Source organism: Thalassobium sp. R2A62 (assembly GCF_000161835.1).
GTDB lineage: Bacteria > Pseudomonadota > Alphaproteobacteria > Rhodobacterales > Rhodobacteraceae > Thalassobium.
On the sequence record NZ_GG697169.2, the window covers coordinates 2704073 to 2723915 of the forward strand.

Genomic DNA, 19843 nt, shown 5'->3' on the forward strand with positions numbered 1-19843 from the left:
AAAAGCGGCCCGATCATCACTCGCTAGGCTCGGCTGCCTCGGCATTGTCCGTCTCGTTGGCTGACGGTGGGGGTAGATCACCTTTGATCGCCGGCGGCATATCCATCAGTATCCGAACAATCGTCACCAGCTCGTCGCGCAACTCAGTGCGCGAGGTCACGCGGTCCAGCATTCCGTGATCCAGCAAATATTCCGCCCGTTGGAACCCCTCGGGCAGCTTTTCACGGATTGTCTGTTCGATCACGCGTGCGCCAGCAAAACAGATCATCGCGTTTGGCTCGGCAATCTGTACATCACCCAGCATCGCATAGGACGCGGTGACGCCGCCTGTCGTTGGATGGGTCAACACAACGATATAGGGCAGGCCTGCTTCCTTGAGCATCTCAATCGCAATTGTCGTGCGGGGCATTTGCATCAGGCCCATAATGCCTTCTTGCATCCGCGCACCACCGGCTGCGGAAAACAGCACCAATGGCCGCCCCATTTCAACAGCACGTTCAGCGGCCGCAACAATCGCGTTGCCGACGTACATGCTCATCGAGCCGCCCATGAATGAAAAGTCCTGCGCACAGGCAACGATAGGCGTGCGCCCAATCTCACCCTCGGCAACCAGCATAGCGTCTTGCTCGCCCGTATTCTTTTGCGCCGCTTTCAAACGATCAGGGTATTTCTTTTGATCTTTAAAGTGCAGGGGATCAGCCAAAGGCGCAGGCACGTCAATCTCGACAAAGATCCCATTGTCAAACAGGCCGTGGAACCGGTCACGCGGAGCGATCCGCATATGGTGTCCGCAATGGGTACAGACGTTTAGATTGTCTGACAGTTCGCGGTGGAACAGCATGGTTCCGCACTCATCGCACTTGGTCCACAGGTTTTCTGGCACGTCACGGCGCGAGAAAATTGAATTGATCCGAGGACGGACGTAGTTGGTGATCCAGTTCATGGGCCAGCTTTCTGTATATTCTGTTGGTTTCAGATAGCCATGCCTGCGCCGAATTGCAAACAATGTGGATGTGCTGGGGTCTTGTTCACCGCGTCCAGACCCCTTAGACCGTTTCGGACAATTTTACGCGAGGGAGACGCGCCATGCTCAAGGGCAAATTCGACAAATCAAACCTTCCCAGCCGCCACGTGTCCGTTGGACCCTCGCGTGCGCCGCACCGGTCGTATTATTATGCGATGGGCATGACCGAAGAAGAGATTGCACAGCCGTTGATCGGCGTCGCAACCTGCTGGAACGAAGCCGCCCCATGTAACATTGCGCTGAACCGTCAGGCTCAATCGGTGAAACTTGGCGTTAAAGCGGCCCATGGCTCGCCTCGTGAATTCACAACCATCACTGTCACCGACGGCATCGCGATGGGCCACGAAGGCATGCGGTCATCCTTGGCCAGCCGCGAGGCAATTGCTGACACGGTCGAGCTGACAATGCGCGGCCACTCGTATGACGCGCTGGTTGGTCTGGCCGGTTGTGACAAATCCCTGCCCGGTATGATGATGGCAATGGTCCGTCTCAACACGCCGTCCGTGTTCATCTATGGCGGATCGATCCTTCCGGGTCGCGCACCAGAAGGTGCCGATGTCCCTGCAGAATACGCTGACCGTGATCTGACCGTTCAGGACATGTTTGAGGCTGTTGGCCGTCACCAAGCGGGCGGTCTCTCTGACACGGCTCTCGAAATACTCGAGCGTGTGGCTTGCCCATCTGCCGGCGCCTGTGGTGGCCAGTTTACCGCCAACACCATGGCTTGTGTGTCCGAGGCGATCGGCCTTGCGTTGCCACAGTCGTCGGGTGCCCCCGCGCCATACGAATCCCGTGACCAGTATTCGATCGCGTCTGGCGAAGCAGTGATGAACCTGCTCGAGAAAAACATTCGGGCCCGAGACGTCGTCACACTCGAGTCGCTGCAAAACGCGGCGCGCATCGTGGCCTGTACAGGTGGGTCGACCAATGCTGGTCTTCACTTACCAGCGATTGCCCACGAAGCTGGCATCAAATTCACGCTCGAAGACGTCTGCGAAATTTTCCGTGACACGCCATACTTTGTTGATCTCAAGCCGGGTGGCCAATTCGTCGCCAAAGACCTCTACGAGGCAGGTGGCGTCATGGTTGTGATGAAAGAGCTGAACAAAGCAGGTCTTATCCATCGTGACTGCATGACCGCGACTGGCTATTCCATCGGCGAAGAGATCGAACGCATCGAGATCGAAGCAGACGGCACTGTTATTCACCCGATCGCCACTCCGCTGACCAAAACGGGCGGTGTTGTCGGCCTAAAGGGCAACCTTGCACCCGATGGGGCGATTGTTAAGGTCGCTGGCATGGACGAAGAGCAACAAGTCTTTTCCGGCCCTGCACGCGTTTTCGAATGCGAAGAAGACGCCTTTGCCGCCGTACAAGAGCGCGAATACAAAGAAGGCGAAGTCCTCGTCATCCGCAACGAAGGTGCTGCAGGCGGCCCTGGTATGCGCGAGATGTTGGCAACGACTGCCGCCCTGTCCGGTCAGGGCATGGGCAAAAAGGTAGCGCTTATCACTGATGGTCGCTTCTCTGGCGCGACACGCGGTTTCTGTGTTGGTCACGTTGGCCCAGAATCTGCGCATGGCGGCCCGATTGCTCTGCTCGAAAATGGTGACTTGATCACCATCGACGCGCTGAAAGGCGAGATTTCGGTCGACCTGACGGATGAGGAACTGGCGGCACGTCACGCAGCTTGGGCGGGCCCACGCGAAACGATGTATGCTTCGGGTGCGCTGTGGAAATACGCCCAGCTTGTTGGTCCGGCGCGGACCGGTGCAACCACGCACCCCGGCGCCGAAGAAGAGCGTCACATCTATATGGACATCTAACCATAATGTTTCGTGTATTTGGTCGCCCCGCAGTTCTGGGGCTAGCAATCTTGGCTCTGACAGGGTGTGAAACCTTGTCAGAGATCCCAATCTTAGAAGCCGTGACTGCCCGCGTGTCTGGTTCCGTCGTGGGTGAACTTCCGGCCGACGGCATCCGCCAGTTTTCTGTGCGCCGTGATGCGATCAATTTGGTTGGCCCGTCGGGCTACTGTATCGACACACCGTCCAGCAACGCACGTGGCGGGTTCGCAATCTTTGCCAGCTGCGCCGTCGTGTCTCAGGCATCAGACCTCCCCAAAGTTGCGGGTGTTCTGACGGCTCAGGTCGGTGACGCAGACAGCGCCTTTGTCACCGGTGCCGAAGCCGAGCTTGCCGATCTGATATCTTCGCCTGAAGGCGCGCAGACCCTGTCATCTGCCAACGACAACCGTGTCAAAGTCGGTGCGACCGAAGCAGGCGCAGGTGTGTTTTTTGTACAGATCACCGAAGAGGGCGGCAATATGCTCGACGGTGTGCAATCCACCAGTTGGCGTGCGTTTCTTGATCTCAAGGGGCGTGCGGTGACGCTGTCGGCACTCAGCCTGACGGATAATCCAATGACCGAAGAACAGGGTCTGGCTCTGCTCAAAGAGATGGTGACCTGCCTGCGCGCTGCGAATGTGACATCCGAAACCTGACTGTTGTTTCTTTTTTGGAAACAGTTTCCCATCATTGTTCAATGGGCTAAACCTGTCTGAGTCGTTACTGTGCCCAAGGAACTGCCTTTTTATGCGAGCCCCAAGTTCGAGATTGCTGGATAAACTCCTGCACCGACGGTTTTTGTCGCGTTGGGCGCGCGCGGCTCGGCGCGCCGACACGGCCGAGCTCAGCAAACTCCGCGTCCAGCGTCAGCGCGCGGGGCAGCTACGCCATCACCTTGATGAATTGATGTATGTCGCAGACAGCCGGCTCGCCTTGCCACGGATTGGCTTGAACGCATTTCAAAAACCTGGTGGCACCGATTGGTCATGGCGACCCGAGCTTTGGCGCGGCCCGCTTGTCCGCAAGGGTATGTCGAGCGTTAAGAGCAAGCAAAAGATCGGCGGCGAAGTCAGCATCTTTCACGATTGCAAAATCTCTGAACTGACCCTGCGCCAGCTGCGCAACACCCGTGAAGAGGACCTCGCCCCCTTTGGTCTTCGCATGGACGTGTTTCGGTTTGATGGCTCGTTTCTCAGTCTTGTGCTCGACTTGCCCGAATCTGCAACTGTTGGCCTGCGCAAACGGCACCTCGTTCGGATGGACATGAAGATCGAGGTAGAAAAGCCGCTCGAAGTCTTTGTGCGCCTCAACATCAAACACGGCCCCAACACCGAACAGGTCGTACGCGAAATCCCTCTGAACCAAGAAGAAGCGATGGTCGAATTTGACCTGGCGTATACCAAGCTGAACGAAAAGCGCGTCGATGCGATTTGGATCGATTTGATTTTTGAAGGCCCCGAAATGAATCAGGTCACGCTGCGCGACCTTACCTTTAGCCGCTATCCTCGCGCCGAGATTTAAGGACACTGTCATGAACGATATCAGATTGACCGAGACCCGTCTCGCCTCTGGCATTTGGGAAGGTGTGATTTCCTATTCGGGCGAAGGCAATTTCCAACCCAGCGTAACGGTCACTCATCTAGAAACTCCCATCGACGGTGTTTCGGTCACCGAGGATCGCGACGCAGGTCATTGGTTGGTCCGTATCGAAATTCCGGTGGATACGATCAGCGATGGCGTCCAGACGTTTCTCATTCTTGATGATCGCGACGCGTCTATTCTGGGATCTTTTGCTCTGCTCGCGGGTGACGGCATGGCCGGAGATCTCCGTTCGGAAATGGATCTGCTGCGCGCTGAACTCGACATGCTGAAAAAGGCATTCCGCCGCCATTGCGTTGAAACCCTCGGCTAGACCTCTGGGTGACGCCGCGTCTTAAGTGACGTGCCCGTCAATTTGCGAGACAGTGACATACCTACGTTTTGGAGCACTGCGATGACTGACTATCCCAACATGCTAGCCCCCCTTGATCTGGGTTTTACCACGCTAAAAAACCGCGTACTCATGGGATCTATGCATACCGGTCTCGAAGAGACCCGCGACTGGAATCGCGTGGCTGAATTCTACGCAGAACGCGCGCGCGGTGGTGTTGCCTTGATGGTCACCGGTGGCATGGCTCCGAACCCAGAGGGTGGCGTCTTTCCCGGGGCGGCAGGTCTATTCACGGACGAGGATATCGCCAACCACAACATCGTGACCGACCGCGTCCATGACGCAGGTGGCAAGATCGCAATGCAAATCCTGCACGCTGGGCGCTATGCCTATGCGCCCGATTGCGTCGCACCCTCTCCGGTCAAATCTCCGATCTCGCCATTCCCACCGCGCGAACTGGACGAGGACGGCATCGAAAAACAAATCAATGACATAGCGACTGCCGCAGCCCGTGCCAAACAGGCCGGCTATGACGGCGTCGAGGTTATGGGCTCCGAAGGCTACTTTCTTAATCAGTTCCTCGTCACCCACACCAACAAACGCGAGGACCGCTGGGGCGGTTCTTATGAAAACCGTATGCGCCTGCCAGTCGAGGTTGTCCGCCGCGTCCGCGAGGCTGTTGGCGCTGATTTCATCCTGATCTACCGCCTGTCGATGATTGACCTGATCCCGAATGGATCAACATGGGACGAAGTCATCACATTGGCCCGCGCGATCGAAGAAGCCGGCGCCACAATCCTGAACACCGGTATCGGCTGGCACGAGGCCCGCATCCCGACCATCGCCACATCCGTTCCGCGTCGTGCGTTCAGCTGGGTGACCAAGAAACTGATGGGCGAAGTCAGCATTCCCGTCATCACGTCGAACCGTATCAATACACCCGACGTTGTCGAACAGGTTCTGACCGATGGTTGCGCCGATATGGTATCGATGGCGCGTCCGTTTCTCGCTGATCCGCATTTTGTGGCCAAAGCGCAGGCAGGTCAGTCTGCCATGATCGCGCCGTGTATCGCGTGTAACCAAGCCTGCCTCGACCATACATTCAGCGGCAAGATGTCGTCATGTCTGGTGAACCCGCGCGCCTGTCACGAAACCGAGCTGACGCTGACACGAACCGACACACCCAAATCGATTGCTGTTGTCGGCGCTGGGCCTGCGGGCCTCTCTGCGGCACTGACGGCGGCCGAATGTGGTCATGCCGTCACCCTGATCGACCGTGCGGACAAACTTGGTGGCCAGCTCAACATGGCCAAACAAGTGCCCGGCAAAGAAGAGTTCTGGGGTCTCGTCGACTATTACGAGGCGCAAGTCGCAGTAAGCGGGATTACCCTACGCCTGAATACAGACGCGACCACCGACATGCTGGCCAGCTTTGACGAGGTCATCATCGCGACAGGTGTCATCCCGCGCGATCCACAAATCCCCGGTCAAGACGGTGACAACGTGCTGTCCTACATCGACGTGCTGCGTCACGGCGCACCTGTCGGCGACAACGTCGCGATCATCGGGGCAGGGGGCATTGGTTTTGATGTGGCGGAATTCCTCGTGACGGACGACAGCCTGACCGAAGACCTCGAGGCATGGAAACTGGAATGGGGTATCGGTGATCCATCTGATCAACGCGGCGGCCTACGTCCCGAGGGCCCGCAACCTGATGCGCCGACGCGGCAGGTTACGTTGTTGCAGCGCAAAGCCAAGAAACTTGGCGCTGGATTGGGCAAAACCACAGGATGGATTCACCGCGCCGCGCTCAAGATGAAGAACGTCGAAATGGTCGGTGGCGTTAACTATGAGGGCATCGATGCAGATGGCTTGCATGTGTCGTTCGGCGAGGCGCGCGAAAACCCCACGTTAATTGCCGCTGACACGATTGTGCTATGTGCTGGTCAGTTGCCGCAACGCGATCTTGCAGACACGCTCGAGGCGTCTGGCACTACGGTACACGTGATCGGAGGCGCAGATGTCGCCGCCGAACTTGATGCGAAACGCGCCATTGATCAGGGCACCCGTTTGGCCGCTGCACTCTAGGCTTTGCGAAACACCACGATGTTCGTGGTGTCATCCGCATGGCCTTTGGGCGCGGCCCCACCATAGATCGGGCGCGACAGGATCTGGTCATCGGTGATCCGATCCGCGAGCGACGCGAATTTCGCTGTGAAACCCCGCGCCCCAAAATGCTCGGCATTGACTGACAGCACAAACAGCGCCCCACGCCGTGCCACGCGGATCAATTCGTCCAAGGCATCCGGCCCGACATGCCCATGAGTAAACGTGCCCGCGCTCACAATCGTGTCGTAGGTTTCATCCGTGATCTCTAGCGTTTGCGTCAAATCCGCAGTGATCAGGTCGCGGTACAGCCCCTTGGACCGCGCGACCTCTAACATTTCAGGCGACAAATCCAGCGCATCAATCGGTTCAATGCGTGCGGCGATCTCTGATGCGACCGCTCCAGTTCCCGCACCCACATCCAGTACAGGCCCCAAACCGCCACGGGCTGCGGCCTCATGGGCGATATGATGCGGCACTGCATATCCAGTGGCTTCGGTGAATGTCTCGTCATAGCTTTGCGCCCAATCCGCATACAGCGTGCGATTGTCGTCAGGCGAACTCAGCGCATAGGCTGCATCTAAATGAGGTGTTTTTCTCATGCGCTGATCCTAACCCGACCACTCAAAAACACCAAGAAACGGCTGTTTCACTGTTTCCGTGCCATAAACAATCCGCACAGAAACCGCCTTATCGTCTCAGAACCATCTCATTCCTGCCTGATTTGCCCCAGATACCCAACACTCAGAAAAGAGCAGTCAGAGGAGCGGCTATGGATCGCCTCACGGAAATGGAAGCCTTCGCCACAGTTGTGGATCAAGGTGGATTTACAGACGCAGCGAAAAAGATGGGGATTTCGAAATCCGCCGTCTCCAAGCACGTCTCATCACTAGAAGCGCGTCTTGGTGCGCGCCTCTTGAACCGAACAACACGGCGCGTCAGCCCGACCGAAATCGGTTTGGCATACTACGACCGCGCCCGCCGCGTTTTGAATGACGCTGGCGAGGCCGACAGTCTTGTCACCTCGATGCAATCGGCCCCATCCGGTCTGTTGCGCATCAGCGTGGCAACCGACTTTGGCGTCAATCACCTCAGCCCGACTTTGGGCGAGTTCTTGAATGAATTTCAGGATATCACCGTCAACATGGTGTTGAACAACCGCTATGTTGAACTGATCTCCGAAGGCTTTGACATGGCCATCCGCATCGGTGAACTCGAAGACAGCACATTGCGCGCTCGCAAGCTGACCGAGACGACCCGCCGCATGGTTGCAAGCCCAGAGTACTTTGAACAATACGGTCGTCCCGAGAAAATCGACGACCTGAACGAACACAAGCTTCTGCACTATTCGAACCAATCGAATGGCGCGGTATGGAAGCTGACAGCCCCCTCAGGTGAAAAACGCCAAGTGCGCACCGCAGGGTGGCTCACCGTTAACGACGGCCAGTCGCTGCTCAACGCGGCAACCAGCGGTCTAGGCATCGCCTACCTTCCGTCCTTCCTCTATGCTGACGCGCTCGAGCAGGGTCTGGTCGAAGAAGCGATCCCTGATCTGCCCGTCGAAACCCAAGGCATCTACGCGGTCTACCCCCCGGGTCGGTTTACCCAGCCCAAGGTCCGCGCCTTTATCGACTTCCTCGTCAACGCATTCGCGGAAAAGGGTCCCGACGTTTGGTGACCCCCTGACGACCTCTTTTCGAAGATACTGCAAGCCCAACTGGCGTGGACCCATACCGGTTCACGCCATTTTCTTGTGCGCGCATGCTATTCGGTTGATGTGACAATCACTTCGACCCGCCGGTTCAGATCTCGGCCCTCTTGGGTCAGGTTCGTGGACAGTGGCGACAAATACCCCATGCCCTCGGCCTCCATCTGGCGACGAGGAATGCCATAGTCGCGGGTCAACCGATCCAGAACCGATGACGCACGCCGTTTGGACAACGCGATGTTGCCGTTCAATGGCCCCGAGCTGTCCGTGTGTCCGACCAGCGCGATGGTCTTGTTCGGATTTGCGCTCAGGTATTCGGCCAACAGATCAAGCGATGCGAACGCGGCATCCCCCAAATTTGACGACCCGACCTGAAACGCCAGATCGCTGAGAACCACACGCCCATCCGTTTCCAATGCGGCGCCGAAATCATCTGGCACGGCCGCCGCATCTGTTCGGGCGACGGTTGCGCGGACAGCCGGTGCGCTGCTTTGTGCGACGGCGCTGCCTGACGGCCCAACACGGGTGACATCAACAAACCCACGGGTGCTGGTGCGGCTCACCATCAGGCTGACGACTTCGTCCCCCTTGCTGGTCGAAACATAGCGGAAATCGCCCAAATCCACGATCATTGCAGGGGCTGGCGACACATCGATCGCAAAGCGGAAATCAAACCCGCCACAGCCATCCGTTTCGCATTCAAAGACAACATTGAACCCATCAGCCACCAGCTGTTCGCGCAGCGGTCCAATGATTTGTGCGGTCGTGATGCCAGGGGCGTCGATCATCCATGCCTGACGGGTGACCTCGCCTGTGACCTCTCGCATCGGCACGGTGCTTTCGCCATAGGCGCCAATTGCAACGGAATGGCTGTCAGGGCTGCGCACATCGTTCAATGCGCGTGTGGCATTTGACGGGAACTCTAACGTCGCGGCCTGTGCCGCACCGCCCAAAATGCATGCTATGACAGCTGTGCGGATCATGCTTTGAGCGTACGCGCCTGTGCGTGGTATTCGTCGTTGGGTCGCATGTCGATCGCACTGGCCACACGGTTGGTCATATTGAAAAAGCCAGCCACGCCCGCAATGTCAAAAATGTCTCGGTCCGAAAAGCCGACCTGGCGCAGCGCTGCTCGGTCTGCCTCGTCAATCTCGGCGCTCGACGTTGTCATCTTGGCCGCGAAATCCAGCATCGCCCGCTGCCGCGCATCCAGATCGGCGACACGGTAATTCATCACCAACTGCTCGCCCAGTATTGGATCGCCCGACATCGCCCGCACGGCAGCACCATGGGCCGTCAGGCAATAGAAACACTTGTTGATTGACGACACGACCACCGCGATCATCTCGCGCTCTAGCTTGGTGATGCCGCTGTCTGCCAGCATCAGATCGTTATACATCCCCGTAAAGGCGTTCAGCTTGTCGATGTCAAAGGCATAGGATTTCAGAACATTTGGCACCATCCCCAGCTTGTCCTGACACACATCAAAGTATTTTTGCGTCGCCTCAGGCAGCGGGTCTACCATCGGTAAATCTAATGCGGTTGGTTGGTCGGTCATAGGTTCAGCCCTCAGGATGGAAACGGTAATGATAGTGTCCCACAACCTGCATCCCGAGGGAAGCATAGAGCGCATTTGCACCGTCATTCTCGCGGGTGGTCACCAACGTGAACCACGCGGCCCCGTTCGCCTGTGCCCAACGTGCCGCTGCGCGCATCAGATGCCGCGCCAACCCCTTGCGCCGATGTGCGGGTGCAATCTCGACACAGTGGATCATCGCCGCATCCCCATCGATACCGATATAGGCGGCACCCGCGGGTGCATCATTGGTGCGGCCCAATAACGTGACTTTGCGGCAGGTAGCCCGTTCCATGATGGCCACGCGGCCTGACCCGATGCCGCCCTCTGCCCAGACCTGACGCGATGCGGCGAGCGGTGGCCAAACCTCGAAACTTGTGACAGGCGGTACGTCGCCCAACAGCGCCTCAACCGGTGCTGCATATAGGTTGACCGGATCTTTGATCAGGTAGCCGCGTGTGGCCAACCAACCGTCCAATGCGTCTTCGCCAGCGCGGATCATGAACAGCGGGGGTTGGTTCAATGCACGACACTTGGCTTCGGCCAAATCAATGTCTGTCTCGCGCGCTCCGCCATCATCAGTGGCCGCAGTCACACGGCTGCTTGGGCGACCTTGGCCACCACCGCCGTCACGGATGGTCCAAGGTCCGGCCATCGCCGTCGCCGCAGGGGGCCATGTCGTCTCGATGATCTGATAGAGCCTTGTTTCGTCAGGCAGGGTCATTCGGGGAATGCCGCTGCCAAATCCGTCATTGCGGCTGCGACCTGTGCGGCGTCTTGCCCCCGGATCACGATGTTTGAGCCAAACTTGCCGTCTTTTTGAAAGGGATAAGACCCGATCGACAGATCCGAATAGCGTTCGGCCAATTGACCCAACGGTCCCGCAATATCGCCCTCGCCCCTATTGATACGCAAGGTGTCGCTGATCAACGGTGCACCGCCCGTCCAAAGGGGCAAAACAGTCTCTACCATGGCCTGAAATACCTTAGGCACACCGGCCATCACGTTCACATTTCCCAACGTAAAACCTGGTGCGATAGACACAGGGTTGTCGATCAGAACTGCGCCATCGGGAATACGCGCCATCCGTTGGCGCGCCTCATTGAACTCTTGGCCCTGCCGTTCGTAATGCGCACCCAACAATGCGGCTGCATCACCGCGCACACAGATGTTGGCGCCGAACGCCTCGGCAATACAATCGGCGGTGATATCATCGTGGGTCGGGCCAATGCCGCCACTGCTGACCACATGATCGTAGGCCGCACTCAGCGCGCGCACCGCAGCCACGATCGCGGGCGCGTCATCAGACACCACGCGGACCTCTTTTAGATCGATCCCCTTGGCCGTCAGTTCGTTTGCCAGATGATGCATGTTCGCATCGCGCGTCCGGCCTGACAAAATCTCGTCACCGATTACCAACATCGCTGCTGTGGGGTTCGCCATCACTCTTCTCCTTTGATCTCTCCTTGGGTATAGGTCCCGCCCATGCGCTTTCAAACCCCTCTTGTGCCGGCGACGCTGATCCAGCGGTATAAACGGTTTCTAGCCGACATCCGTTTGGACGACGGGCACGAGGTCACAGCCCATTGTCCGAACCCCGGCTCGATGCTGGGCCTTCGCGACGCGGGCGCGCGCATTTGGGTAGAACCCAACGATGATCCCAAGAAAAAGCTGAAATTCGGCTGGCGTCTGTCCGAAACCGAACAGGGTCTGGTGGCCGTCGACACTGGCCTTGCCAATCGCATCGTCGCCGAGGCGTTGGCAGAGGGCTTTATTCCAGAGCTTGCCGCCTACACAAACGTTCGGCCCGAGGTGAGGTATTCTGGCAACTCGCGCATTGATTTTCTGCTGACAGGCGACGGTCTGCCCGATTGCTATGTCGAAGTGAAATCAGTCACGTTGCACCGCGCAGGCACGCTCGCTGAATTTCCTGACAGCAAAACCGCCCGCGGGGCCAAACACCTTGGTGATCTCTCGGCCATGGTTGATCAAGGTCACCGCGCGGTCATGCTCTATCTGGTGCAAAATATGGCCTGCGATCACATGACCCTTGCCGTAGATATCGACCCTGCCTATGCGGCCGCATATACCGCCGCCCGTGCGTCTGGCGTCGAGACGCTGTGTTATGACACGACCATCAGCACGGACGCCACGGCGCTGGGAAAACCGCTTGGCTTTACGGCCCCCTAGAACTCGTCTCAGTTCTGTCCTATTTGTCTGGAAACCGCAGGAGTTCTACCCGTGACCGATCACAAAGGCCGCCTCACCAAAGACGGCATCCGCATCCACGATCCATCTGATTTCGCAGGTATGCATGCCGCAGGTAAACTGGCGGCTGAAATCCTAGATGCGATGTTCCAACACGTGTTTCCGGGCCAATCCACCGCCGAGATCGACCGCGTTATTACGCAAATGGTCGACGACGCTGGCGCGAAATCTGCGACCATCGGATACAAAGGCTACAAGCACGCAAGCTGCATCAGCGTGAACCACGTGGTCTGTCACGGCATCCCTGGTGACAAGACGCTAAAAGATGGTGACATCCTGAACATCGACGTCACGGTTATCGTCGATGGCTGGTTTGGTGACACATCTCGTATGTATGTCGCGGGTAAACTGTCGCGGAAATCCGAACGCCTGATCCAGATTACTCACGACGCTTTGATGTTGGGGATCGAGGCCGCGCGCCCGGGCAATACCTTTGGCGATATCGGTCACGCCATCCAAACCTATGCCGAGGCACAACGCACCTCTGTTGTCCGTGACTTTTGTGGCCACGGCTTGGGCCGCGTGTTCCATGCTCCGCCCAACGTGCTGCACTATGGTCGCGCAGGGTCTGGGCCCGTTCTCGAAGAGGGCATGTTCTTTACAATCGAGCCTATGGTGAACCTTGGTCGCCCCGAGACGAAAATTCTCGCGGATGACTGGACCGCTGTGACCCGTGACAAATCACTTTCGGCCCAATTCGAACACTCGATTGGCATCACCGCCGATGGGCCTGAGATTTTCACGCTCTCGCCGAACGGTACTTTTCACCCGACGTACTAGGCTGACGCCAGCTTGCGTGGTGCTGCGACCAAATCGACTGCGCGACGCAAATCGACGCGCAGCTGTTCAGCGGCTTGCAAACGCGTATCAATGTCACGTGCCCGCAGAATGTAAGATGGGTGCAGCGTGATCAAAACGGGCGGATGTCCGTCGGCAATCTGAACTGTCCCGCGCCGTTTCAAAATCGCGTCGCCATTACCTGTCAGGGCCTCAGCGGCCGTAGCACCCATCGCAACGATCAGTCGTGGCGCGACCCGACGCACTTCTGCATCCAACCACCAACGACATTGGTCAATCTCGGACCTATTTGGCCGCTGGTGAATACGCCTGCGTCCCTGTGCTTTGAACTTGAAATGTTTAACGGCGTTGGTGACGTAGGCTTGGCTGCGGTCCAGCCCGACCTCTTCTGCGATTTCGTCAAACAACTGTCCCGCTGGACCCACAAATGGCCGCCCCTGCAGGTCCTCTTTGTCCCCCGGTTGCTCGCCAACAATCATCAAGGGCGCAGTCTTGGGCCCTTCGCCCAGAACGGCCTGTGTCGCATGACAGGCCAGTTCACAGCGCGCGCAATTACGGATCGCTGCTGGCAGGCCTGCTGCGGGTCCGTCCCACGCAGATTGATGCGCTTGCGCTTGGGCCAGCACACGGTCCACGCGGATATGGGGCAACGTTGGCGCGGCCTCGGCCATGGCGCGTGCACGGGCCGGCGCATCCGCAATCATCTGCGGGATTGATGCCGCCTCGGGCATGTTTTTCCAGTATTTCTTTGGCATCTCTGATGTCATCGCCTGCACCTTGAGCCGCGCAGGGTTAAAGATGTTCTGGAAATATGTCACCCACAATTCCTCGCCCCCATCGTGGGGCAAATCCGGCTTGTCGCAACCTGCCTCTAGCCGCAACTTGCCGTCCTCGAACACCGCAGAAACCGACGGTGTATAGATCCGCCAATCCATGTCTGCAAACCGCCGGACAAAAAAATCGGCAGTCGGCTCGACTGTGAAATGCGTAGGCTCGAACCACGCGGCAAACGACCGCCTGTTGGCCTCAGCCTCGCCAATCTCTCGAAACCGGACAAAGGCTTTCATCTTGTGCTGGCACCGCCGGACATTTTTCTCCATCGCGCGCAATGTGGCCAAATCTGCGTCGCCGCGGTCCGTTATCAAATGCGGTGCATCCCGTAGCCGCCACACAAATCCATAGAGCCGCGCAAACCGGCTGGGGTCTGAATGCCAGACGACCCGGTTGGCCAACGCGATAAAACTGCGTGGCACCGTCACAGCCTCAGCACGGCCGCGCGCGACCTCAAATGTGTCGAACAAATCCTCTGGCGCATCCGCATCGCCCCACATGATTTGATCGGGCGAAATGCCGTCTTGCAACGCGCCGCGTGCGGCTTTGCGCCATGCCTCTGCCGCGCCAATCATGGGTATCGTGATCCGCCGTGTCATGGTCGTGTCACAACAGGTTTAGTTGCTCTGGCGGCGGCGCAAACCGCGCACGCAAATCTGCACTGTCCGTCAGGTTGCGCGGCGTCCACCCCACAGCTGTGATAAACGCCCGCGCCTTTTTCAGCGACGCACCCATCCGTTGTAGATCTTCGTATCGCAGCGCACGGTGGCGTCGTGTTCCCAAAATTCGCTGGACCGTCTTCACACCAAACCCCGGCACCCGCAGCAACATCTCGCGGCTCGCACGGTTCACATCCATCGGGAACAACCCGCGATGCTGCAACGCCCACGCAAGCTTGGGATCAATTCCTAAATCGAGGTTCCCATCCGGCGTCACCCCCGTGATTTCATCCAGATCAAACCCATAAAACCGCAGCAACCAGTCCGCTTGATACAGCCGATGTTCGCGCTGCAATGGGGGCGACACCAGCGGCAATTTGGACGACGCATCTGGGATCGGGGAGAATGCGGAATAATACACCCGCTTGAGTTTGTAGCTGGAATAGAGCCGAGTTGATTGGCCCAGCACCGCCGCATCATTGGATCCGTCTGCGCCTACGATCATCTGTGTGGATTGTCCCGCAGGCGCAAACTTGGGCGCCCTGCGTCCCGTATGTGTCCGGTCGCGGGCAACCTCTTTGCGCAACCGAACATCGGCCATCGCGGCCCGGATTTGCTCGGGCTTTTTCTCGGGTGCATAGCTTTTGACGGCGGCATCTGTCGGCAACTCGACATTGATCGACAATCGGTCGGCGAGCAGCCCCGCCTCTTCGATCAACTCGGGTGCTGCATCTGGGATTGTCTTTAGATGGATATACCCGCGAAAATGCTCTTCGTGCCGTAGCTTGCGCGCAATGCAGACCATATCCTCCATCGTGGCATCGGGCGATCGGATGATCCCCGAGGATAGGAACAACCCTTCGATATAATTCCGCCGGTAGAAATCAATCGTCAGCTTGACCACTTCATCCACGGAAAACCGCGCACGTGTCACATTCGACGATACACGGTTCATACAATAGGCACAGTCATAGATGCAAAAATTCGTCATCAGTATTTTGAGCAAACTGATACAGCGCCCATCCGGCGCATAGGCATGGCAAATGCCGGACCCCTCGTTAGAACCTAGACCTTTGCCATCGCGCGAATCCCGTTTTGTCGACCCCGACGACGCACAAGACGCATCATACTTGGCCGCATCACTAAGGATGGCGAGCTTTTCCTGAACAGAACGTTGAACCATTTGTTCACTTTATGTTCCGATTGTGGATATGGCAATCTGCAACCGTACCGCAGACACATTTTGTCGCATCAGCGGTTCGAGTTTTCCAAGAACGTCAGCGTGCTATTGCCGTAGGTGCGGTGGTCCAACAGATCAAACCCATGGGGTGGCTCTTGGGCACATTCGTCTTCCCATGCGATAATTGCGCCCTCGGCGATCCATCCGTTTTCACGTGCACGGGTCAGCGCTGGCGCGCCCAGATTTTTACCATAGGGTGGGTCCAACAGGATCAGATCACAGGCCGCGCCTTTGTTGACCGGCAAAGAGGCTGCATCGATCGCGATCACGACCGCATCGCCTTCTCGGCGCAACAGCCCGATATTGTGTTTCAGCAGATCAAGCGCCCGCCGACCGTTGTCTACAAATACGGCACTCTCAGCCCCGCGCGACAGCGCCTCAATTCCCAGACCGCCGGTTCCTGCGAACAGATCCAGCACACGCCCCTTGGGCTGTCCATATTTCACAAGGATATTGAACAGGTTCTCGCGCACGCGGTCCGTCGTTGGACGCAGATGCGCCGCCTGATCGCCCTTGCCGACGGACGCAAGTGTCAGTCCACGATGCCGCCCCGCAATCACTCTCATGCGCTGAGCAGACCTTTCATATCGGTCTCTGGGTCCGCGATTGCCGCCGCTGCGGGCGACTTGCCTGCCTCGATCAACCGCTTGCCGATCATGTAATTGCGCGGATCATTCATGGCATCCACCGCCAGCAATACATCTCCACGGAAATACCAGTGCGACACCGATCCGTCTTTGTCGCCAGCCCGCACGACGATGTTGTCATATCCAATGTTCAAACCGGCAATCTGCAGCTTTACGTCATATTGATCCGACCAGAACCATGGCTTGGCCCTATATTCGGTTTCAGCGCCTAGCATGTTGCGCGCGACGGCCTCTGCCTGATCAATCGCGTTCTGCACACTCTCGAGCCGCAGCTGCGTTCCACGATAGGGCAGGGACGCGCAATCACCCGCGGCCCAAATCGACGGATCGTTTGTGCGCCCGAACGCATCGGTTCCAATGCCACCAGCGGCCATTTCGATCCCGCTTGCCTCGGCCAAAACAGAGGCGGGCTTGATGCCGACACCAACGATCACAAAGTCCACGTCCAATGTGGTGCCATCGGTGAACTCGGCCCCAGTGACCGCACCGTCACCAATTAGCCGCGCCAACCCCGTGCTTTCGCGAATGTCGACGCCGTGGTCGCTGTGCAAGGCGCGGAAATAGTCAGAGGTTTGCGCACAGGCGACCCGTTGCAAAATCCGCTCGCCCATCTCAACCAGTGTCACCGCGACACCTTTTTTCGCAGCGACCGCCGCCGCCTCTAACCCGATGTAGCCACCACCCAAAATCAAGGCGCGCTTGCCCGCTTGGAAATGGGGGGCCATCGCATCGGCATCCTGTAAATCCCGCACGGTATAGACTTTGTCCAACGTCCCTCCAATCGCCGCGGGCAACGTGTTGGGATGCGATCCCGTTGTGAATGCCAATTGGTCGTACGCGATCTCTTCGGACCCTTCGAGCGTGACAATCTTGGCCACTGGATCAATCCCAGTCACCCGAACACTTGTGCGCAACGTGATGTTTTGATCCGCGTAGAATTCCGCAGGCCGCAAATACAGACGCTCTTTGGTCATGTCGCCCAGCAGGTAGGCCTTGCTCAGAGGTGGGCGCTGATAGGGTGGCACAGGCTCTACCCCGATCAATGTGACCTCTCCGTCAAACCCTTCGGCGCGCAACTTGGCGACCAAGGACGATCCGGCCTGTCCGGCTCCTACAACAACGATATGTGACATGAATGCGCCCTTTGGCTGGTCCAACGCTTTGCCGCAGCCTATATCCCTCTTATCAACCGACGCAATCACAGATCAGAGGTGCATTATGACAATTTCCAGCGGCGATACGTTGCCAGCCGCTACTTTCGTACACATGGGTTCGGACGGCCCAGCAGAGGCGAGCGGTGGCGACATCATCGGCAACGGTCGCGTCGTAGTGTTTGGCCTGCCGGGTGCCTATACTGGCGTCTGCTCGACCGCGCATGTGCCCAGCTTTGTGCGCACCGCTGACACCTTTCGTGCCAAAGGCGTCGACCGTATCGTATGCGTCACCGTCAACGACCCCTTTGTCCTTGATGCTTGGTCCAAGGACACCGGCGCAGGCGAAGCAGGTATTACCATGCTTGGCGATCCTGACGCGACTTTTACCAAAGCGATCGGCATGGATTTCACAGCGCCCCCTGTTGGCCTGATCAACCGTTCCAAGCGGTACTCGATGTTGGTCGAAGACGGCGTCGTGAAAATCCTAAACCTCGAAGGCTCGCTCGGCGAATGCGAAATCTCTGCTGGCGAGACATTGCTCGACGCGATGTAACTGCAGACAAAATATTCAACCAACAGGGCGCTCCTTGGGAGCGCCCTTTTTTGTGCTTTCCATCAATGGATGCTCATAGTTTCGGCGCACAAACAGTTGGCCGAAACCCAAACCGCCATGTGCCGCGGGTTTGTTGAACATCTTTACTCCATTGCAATTTCTCGCGTATCTCGCTGAAAAAAAGGTCATTGGGTTAATACAGGCACTTCTTATGCATAGAAACCTTTTACAAATGCCCCAGATGGAAGTTTGGTGGTGGTATTATCGTCTGAAGCGAGGGTGGCCTTTGTAGCTTTGTGAGGAAGACGAATATGAAGACATTTATGTTAGCAGGATTGCTTTCGGCGGCAGCAGCATTGCCAGCCGTGGCCCAAGAGCCATCGTACCAGTTTACAGGGTTGATCGGACTTTGGGGAAATCAGGACGGCGGCTCGAACTTCGAATCCAACGATGGACTCGATGGGTAGGACAGACGTGTTCAGGGCGATTTTTCTTTCGGATACGCTCGCGAATTTGGTGACATCACGGGCGTTGCAACCTTGCACTACGGCAGAATTTCTGAGACCGACGACGACCTTGGTGACGACGACGCAACAAGTACCCTGTTTGACCTCACGTTGCGCGGTCTCAAGTCGGACGGTGATATGTCGTATGGTGTGTTTATCGGTGCAGGTGTGCAGGATGACTATGGCGACGCAGACGAGCGTATGACCTATCGCTATCTTGGCGTCGAATTCGCGCATGACCAGAGCTGGGGCGATTACTATGCCCAATTCGGCTTTGTTGATGGTGATGACGAATATAACGAATCGACCAGCAATGCACCGTTCCTGAATGTCGGGGGCCGCTATAACCTCGAAAACGGGTACGCATTGACAGGCGCACTGGCGATTGCCGGTGGGGTTAAGTATGACGACGAATACTCTAACCGAATTTTGGATCTGTCAGTCGGTGCTGAACGTGATTTCGGAAACTATGTCGGCTTTGTAAAAATGCAGCATATGCAGATTTTCTATGACGATGATGGCTTCTGCTATGGCGATAGTTTCAACACCCTGAGCGTTGGCATCACTATGAATTTTGGTGGTTCCTCCAAACATGGTTCCACGTTGCCTGAACTGGGCCGTTGGGTCGCGTATAACGCAAACGAAGTCGAATAAATTCGTTCCTAGATCGGGCCGCCCTGACACAGTGGCGGCTCGTTTTCTTTTCTATCCTGCCAGTTGATCCATCTTGTGGGCCAGCTTGGCATCCAGCGCGCTGAGCCCATCACAGTCATGGGTGGTCAAAACCACATCGACAGTTTTGTACACGTTTGACCATTCCGGATGATGGTTCCACTTCTCCGCCCAGATCGCGGTCCGTGTCATAAAACCGAACGCGTCGATGAAGTTCCAAAAAACAAACGTCTTGTGGATCGCATCGCGTCCTTCGACCATTGACCAACCGTTGGCCAATAGGGGTACGATTTCGGCGTCACGGTCTGCCGGGGTCATTAAAAC

Annotated in this window: 22 protein-coding genes; 11 read left to right on the forward strand and 11 right to left on the reverse strand. The window is 57.3% G+C overall.

Features of this window, described 5'->3' with window-relative positions; all coding sequences use genetic code 11:
- Nucleotides 1-16: 16 nt before the first annotated feature.
- Nucleotides 17-943 carry an acetyl-CoA carboxylase, carboxyltransferase subunit beta gene (gene accD / locus TR2A62_RS13485; RefSeq protein WP_040820767.1) on the reverse strand — a complete coding sequence of 309 codons (927 nt, stop codon included), beginning with the start codon at nucleotides 941-943 and terminating at the stop codon, nucleotides 17-19.
- 143 nt (nucleotides 944-1086) lie between these two features.
- On the opposite strand from accD, the gene ilvD reads away from it, so the two are divergent.
- The 5 genes from ilvD (at nucleotide 1087) to TR2A62_RS13510 (ending at nucleotide 6889) form a co-directional block, all read left to right on the forward strand.
- Nucleotides 1087-2850, forward strand: coding sequence for a dihydroxy-acid dehydratase (ilvD, locus tag TR2A62_RS13490; protein ID WP_009157431.1), 1764 nt, complete (start codon nucleotides 1087-1089; stop codon nucleotides 2848-2850).
- 5 nt (nucleotides 2851-2855) lie between these two features.
- A complete protein-coding gene (locus tag TR2A62_RS13495) occupies nucleotides 2856-3527 on the forward strand; it encodes a hypothetical protein (RefSeq protein ID WP_009158956.1) in 672 nt (223 codons plus the stop codon).
- Nucleotides 3528-3618: 91 nt separating this feature from the next.
- Entirely contained in the window at nucleotides 3619-4392 is a 774-nt protein-coding gene (locus tag TR2A62_RS13500; protein ID WP_009160015.1) for a DUF6478 family protein, read from the forward strand.
- Nucleotides 4393-4402: 10 nt separating this feature from the next.
- On the forward strand, nucleotides 4403-4783 hold the full coding sequence (locus TR2A62_RS13505; protein ID WP_009158080.1) for a hypothetical protein: 381 nt from the start codon (nucleotides 4403-4405) through the stop codon (nucleotides 4781-4783).
- 81 nt (nucleotides 4784-4864) lie between these two features.
- Nucleotides 4865-6889: an NADPH-dependent 2,4-dienoyl-CoA reductase gene (locus tag TR2A62_RS13510; protein ID WP_009159707.1), complete on the forward strand. Its 2025-nt coding sequence runs from the start codon at nucleotides 4865-4867 to the stop codon at nucleotides 6887-6889.
- On the opposite strand, the gene TR2A62_RS13515 is transcribed toward TR2A62_RS13510, so the two are convergent.
- Nucleotides 6886-7509: a class I SAM-dependent methyltransferase gene (locus TR2A62_RS13515; RefSeq protein WP_009158667.1), complete on the reverse strand. Its 624-nt coding sequence runs from the start codon at nucleotides 7507-7509 to the stop codon at nucleotides 6886-6888. The genes TR2A62_RS13510 and TR2A62_RS13515 overlap by 4 nt on opposite strands.
- 170 nt (nucleotides 7510-7679) lie before the next feature.
- On the opposite strand from TR2A62_RS13515, the gene TR2A62_RS13520 reads away from it, so the two are divergent.
- A complete protein-coding gene (locus tag TR2A62_RS13520; RefSeq protein WP_009159366.1) occupies nucleotides 7680-8585 on the forward strand; it encodes a LysR family transcriptional regulator in 906 nt (301 codons plus the stop codon).
- 86 nt (nucleotides 8586-8671) lie between these two features.
- Here TR2A62_RS13520 and TR2A62_RS13525 read toward each other — a convergent pair whose 3' ends face one another.
- From TR2A62_RS13525 to TR2A62_RS13540, 4 genes are read right to left on the reverse strand one after another with little or no spacing between them, the layout of a single operon-like run.
- Entirely contained in the window at nucleotides 8672-9598 is a 927-nt protein-coding gene (locus tag TR2A62_RS13525; protein WP_009157592.1) for an OmpA family protein, read from the reverse strand.
- Nucleotides 9595-10173, reverse strand: a complete 579-nt coding sequence (locus TR2A62_RS13530; RefSeq protein WP_009158623.1) for a peroxidase-related enzyme — start codon at nucleotides 10171-10173, stop codon at nucleotides 9595-9597. Before TR2A62_RS13530 ends, TR2A62_RS13525 begins: the two co-directional genes overlap by 4 nt.
- A 4-nt stretch (nucleotides 10174-10177) precedes the next feature.
- Nucleotides 10178-10915, reverse strand: a complete 738-nt coding sequence (locus TR2A62_RS13535; RefSeq protein ID WP_009159168.1) for an N-acetyltransferase — start codon at nucleotides 10913-10915, stop codon at nucleotides 10178-10180.
- The gene (locus TR2A62_RS13540; RefSeq protein WP_009160213.1) at nucleotides 10912-11634 is read right to left on the reverse strand and encodes a molybdopterin-binding protein; all 723 of its coding nucleotides are present in this window, start codon (nucleotides 11632-11634) and stop codon (nucleotides 10912-10914) included. The genes TR2A62_RS13535 and TR2A62_RS13540 overlap by 4 nt, the downstream gene beginning before the upstream one ends.
- Nucleotides 11635-11676: 42 nt before the next feature.
- Here TR2A62_RS13540 and sfsA point away from each other — a divergent pair, with 42 nt between their 5' ends.
- Together sfsA and map are read left to right on the forward strand one after the other, a co-directional pair.
- Nucleotides 11677-12381, forward strand: coding sequence for a DNA/RNA nuclease SfsA (sfsA, locus tag TR2A62_RS13545; protein ID WP_009158389.1), 705 nt, complete (start codon nucleotides 11677-11679; stop codon nucleotides 12379-12381).
- Nucleotides 12382-12432: 51 nt separating this feature from the next.
- Nucleotides 12433-13239, forward strand: a complete 807-nt coding sequence (gene map, locus TR2A62_RS13550; protein ID WP_009159641.1) for a type I methionyl aminopeptidase — start codon at nucleotides 12433-12435, stop codon at nucleotides 13237-13239.
- Here the strand turns inward: map and TR2A62_RS13555 are convergent.
- The 4 genes from TR2A62_RS13555 to TR2A62_RS13570 form a co-directional block, all read right to left on the reverse strand.
- Nucleotides 13236-14687 (reverse strand): UdgX family uracil-DNA binding protein, encoded by a 1452-nt coding sequence (locus TR2A62_RS13555; protein WP_040820769.1) that lies wholly within the window; start codon nucleotides 14685-14687, stop codon nucleotides 13236-13238. The genes map and TR2A62_RS13555 overlap by 4 nt on opposite strands.
- 7 nt (nucleotides 14688-14694) lie before the next feature.
- Nucleotides 14695-15930: a putative DNA modification/repair radical SAM protein gene (locus TR2A62_RS13560; RefSeq protein ID WP_009159519.1), complete on the reverse strand. Its 1236-nt coding sequence runs from the start codon at nucleotides 15928-15930 to the stop codon at nucleotides 14695-14697.
- A gap of 68 nt (nucleotides 15931-15998) precedes the next feature.
- On the reverse strand, nucleotides 15999-16553 hold the full coding sequence (gene rsmD, locus TR2A62_RS13565) for a 16S rRNA (guanine(966)-N(2))-methyltransferase RsmD (protein WP_009158057.1): 555 nt from the start codon (nucleotides 16551-16553) through the stop codon (nucleotides 15999-16001).
- Nucleotides 16550-17767 (reverse strand): NAD(P)/FAD-dependent oxidoreductase, encoded by a 1218-nt coding sequence (locus TR2A62_RS13570; RefSeq protein ID WP_009160722.1) that lies wholly within the window; start codon nucleotides 17765-17767, stop codon nucleotides 16550-16552. Before TR2A62_RS13570 ends, rsmD begins: the two co-directional genes overlap by 4 nt.
- Before the next feature lie 85 nt (nucleotides 17768-17852).
- On the opposite strand from TR2A62_RS13570, the gene TR2A62_RS13575 reads away from it, so the two are divergent.
- The 3 genes from TR2A62_RS13575 to TR2A62_RS13580 all read left to right on the forward strand — a co-directional run bounded on the left by TR2A62_RS13575 (nucleotide 17853) and on the right by TR2A62_RS13580 (nucleotide 19501).
- Entirely contained in the window at nucleotides 17853-18341 is a 489-nt protein-coding gene (locus TR2A62_RS13575) for a peroxiredoxin (protein WP_009159160.1), read from the forward strand.
- Between the two features lie 311 nt (nucleotides 18342-18652).
- Nucleotides 18653-18808: a hypothetical protein gene (locus TR2A62_RS18825; protein ID WP_009157735.1), complete on the forward strand. Its 156-nt coding sequence runs from the start codon at nucleotides 18653-18655 to the stop codon at nucleotides 18806-18808.
- 72 nt (nucleotides 18809-18880) lie between these two features.
- The gene (locus TR2A62_RS13580) at nucleotides 18881-19501 is read left to right on the forward strand and encodes a hypothetical protein (protein ID WP_009159672.1); all 621 of its coding nucleotides are present in this window, start codon (nucleotides 18881-18883) and stop codon (nucleotides 19499-19501) included.
- Nucleotides 19502-19552: 51 nt separating this feature from the next.
- On the opposite strand, the gene TR2A62_RS13585 is transcribed toward TR2A62_RS13580, so the two are convergent.
- Nucleotides 19553-19837, reverse strand: coding sequence for a 4a-hydroxytetrahydrobiopterin dehydratase (locus TR2A62_RS13585; RefSeq protein WP_369699505.1), 285 nt, complete (start codon nucleotides 19835-19837; stop codon nucleotides 19553-19555).
- Between the last annotated feature and the right edge of the window lie 6 nt (nucleotides 19838-19843).

Coding starts and splice junctions, on each gene's coding strand:
- accD (WP_040820767.1), bottom strand. CDS start 943: ATGAACTGGATCACCAACTACGTCCGTCCTCGGATCAATTCAATTTTC.
- ilvD (WP_009157431.1), top strand. CDS start 1,087: ATGCTCAAGGGCAAATTCGACAAATCAAACCTTCCCAGCCGCCACGTG.
- TR2A62_RS13495 (WP_009158956.1), top strand. CDS start 2,856: ATGTTTCGTGTATTTGGTCGCCCCGCAGTTCTGGGGCTAGCAATCTTG.
- TR2A62_RS13500 (WP_009160015.1), top strand. CDS start 3,619: ATGCGAGCCCCAAGTTCGAGATTGCTGGATAAACTCCTGCACCGACGG.
- TR2A62_RS13505 (WP_009158080.1), top strand. CDS start 4,403: ATGAACGATATCAGATTGACCGAGACCCGTCTCGCCTCTGGCATTTGG.
- TR2A62_RS13510 (WP_009159707.1), top strand. CDS start 4,865: ATGACTGACTATCCCAACATGCTAGCCCCCCTTGATCTGGGTTTTACC.
- TR2A62_RS13515 (WP_009158667.1), bottom strand. CDS start 7,509: ATGAGAAAAACACCTCATTTAGATGCAGCCTATGCGCTGAGTTCGCCT.
- TR2A62_RS13520 (WP_009159366.1), top strand. CDS start 7,680: ATGGATCGCCTCACGGAAATGGAAGCCTTCGCCACAGTTGTGGATCAA.
- TR2A62_RS13525 (WP_009157592.1), bottom strand. CDS start 9,598: ATGATCCGCACAGCTGTCATAGCATGCATTTTGGGCGGTGCGGCACAG.
- TR2A62_RS13530 (WP_009158623.1), bottom strand. CDS start 10,173: ATGACCGACCAACCAACCGCATTAGATTTACCGATGGTAGACCCGCTG.
- TR2A62_RS13535 (WP_009159168.1), bottom strand. CDS start 10,915: ATGACCCTGCCTGACGAAACAAGGCTCTATCAGATCATCGAGACGACA.
- TR2A62_RS13540 (WP_009160213.1), bottom strand. CDS start 11,634: ATGGCGAACCCCACAGCAGCGATGTTGGTAATCGGTGACGAGATTTTG.
- sfsA (WP_009158389.1), top strand. CDS start 11,677: ATGCGCTTTCAAACCCCTCTTGTGCCGGCGACGCTGATCCAGCGGTAT.
- TR2A62_RS13555 (WP_040820769.1), bottom strand. CDS start 14,687: ATGACACGGCGGATCACGATACCCATGATTGGCGCGGCAGAGGCATGG.
- TR2A62_RS13560 (WP_009159519.1), bottom strand. CDS start 15,930: ATGGTTCAACGTTCTGTTCAGGAAAAGCTCGCCATCCTTAGTGATGCG.
- rsmD (WP_009158057.1), bottom strand. CDS start 16,553: ATGAGAGTGATTGCGGGGCGGCATCGTGGACTGACACTTGCGTCCGTC.
- TR2A62_RS13570 (WP_009160722.1), bottom strand. CDS start 17,767: ATGTCACATATCGTTGTTGTAGGAGCCGGACAGGCCGGATCGTCCTTG.
- TR2A62_RS13575 (WP_009159160.1), top strand. CDS start 17,853: ATGACAATTTCCAGCGGCGATACGTTGCCAGCCGCTACTTTCGTACAC.
- TR2A62_RS18825 (WP_009157735.1), top strand. CDS start 18,653: ATGAAGACATTTATGTTAGCAGGATTGCTTTCGGCGGCAGCAGCATTG.
- TR2A62_RS13585 (WP_369699505.1), bottom strand. CDS start 19,837: ATGACCCCGGCAGACCGTGACGCCGAAATCGTACCCCTATTGGCCAAC.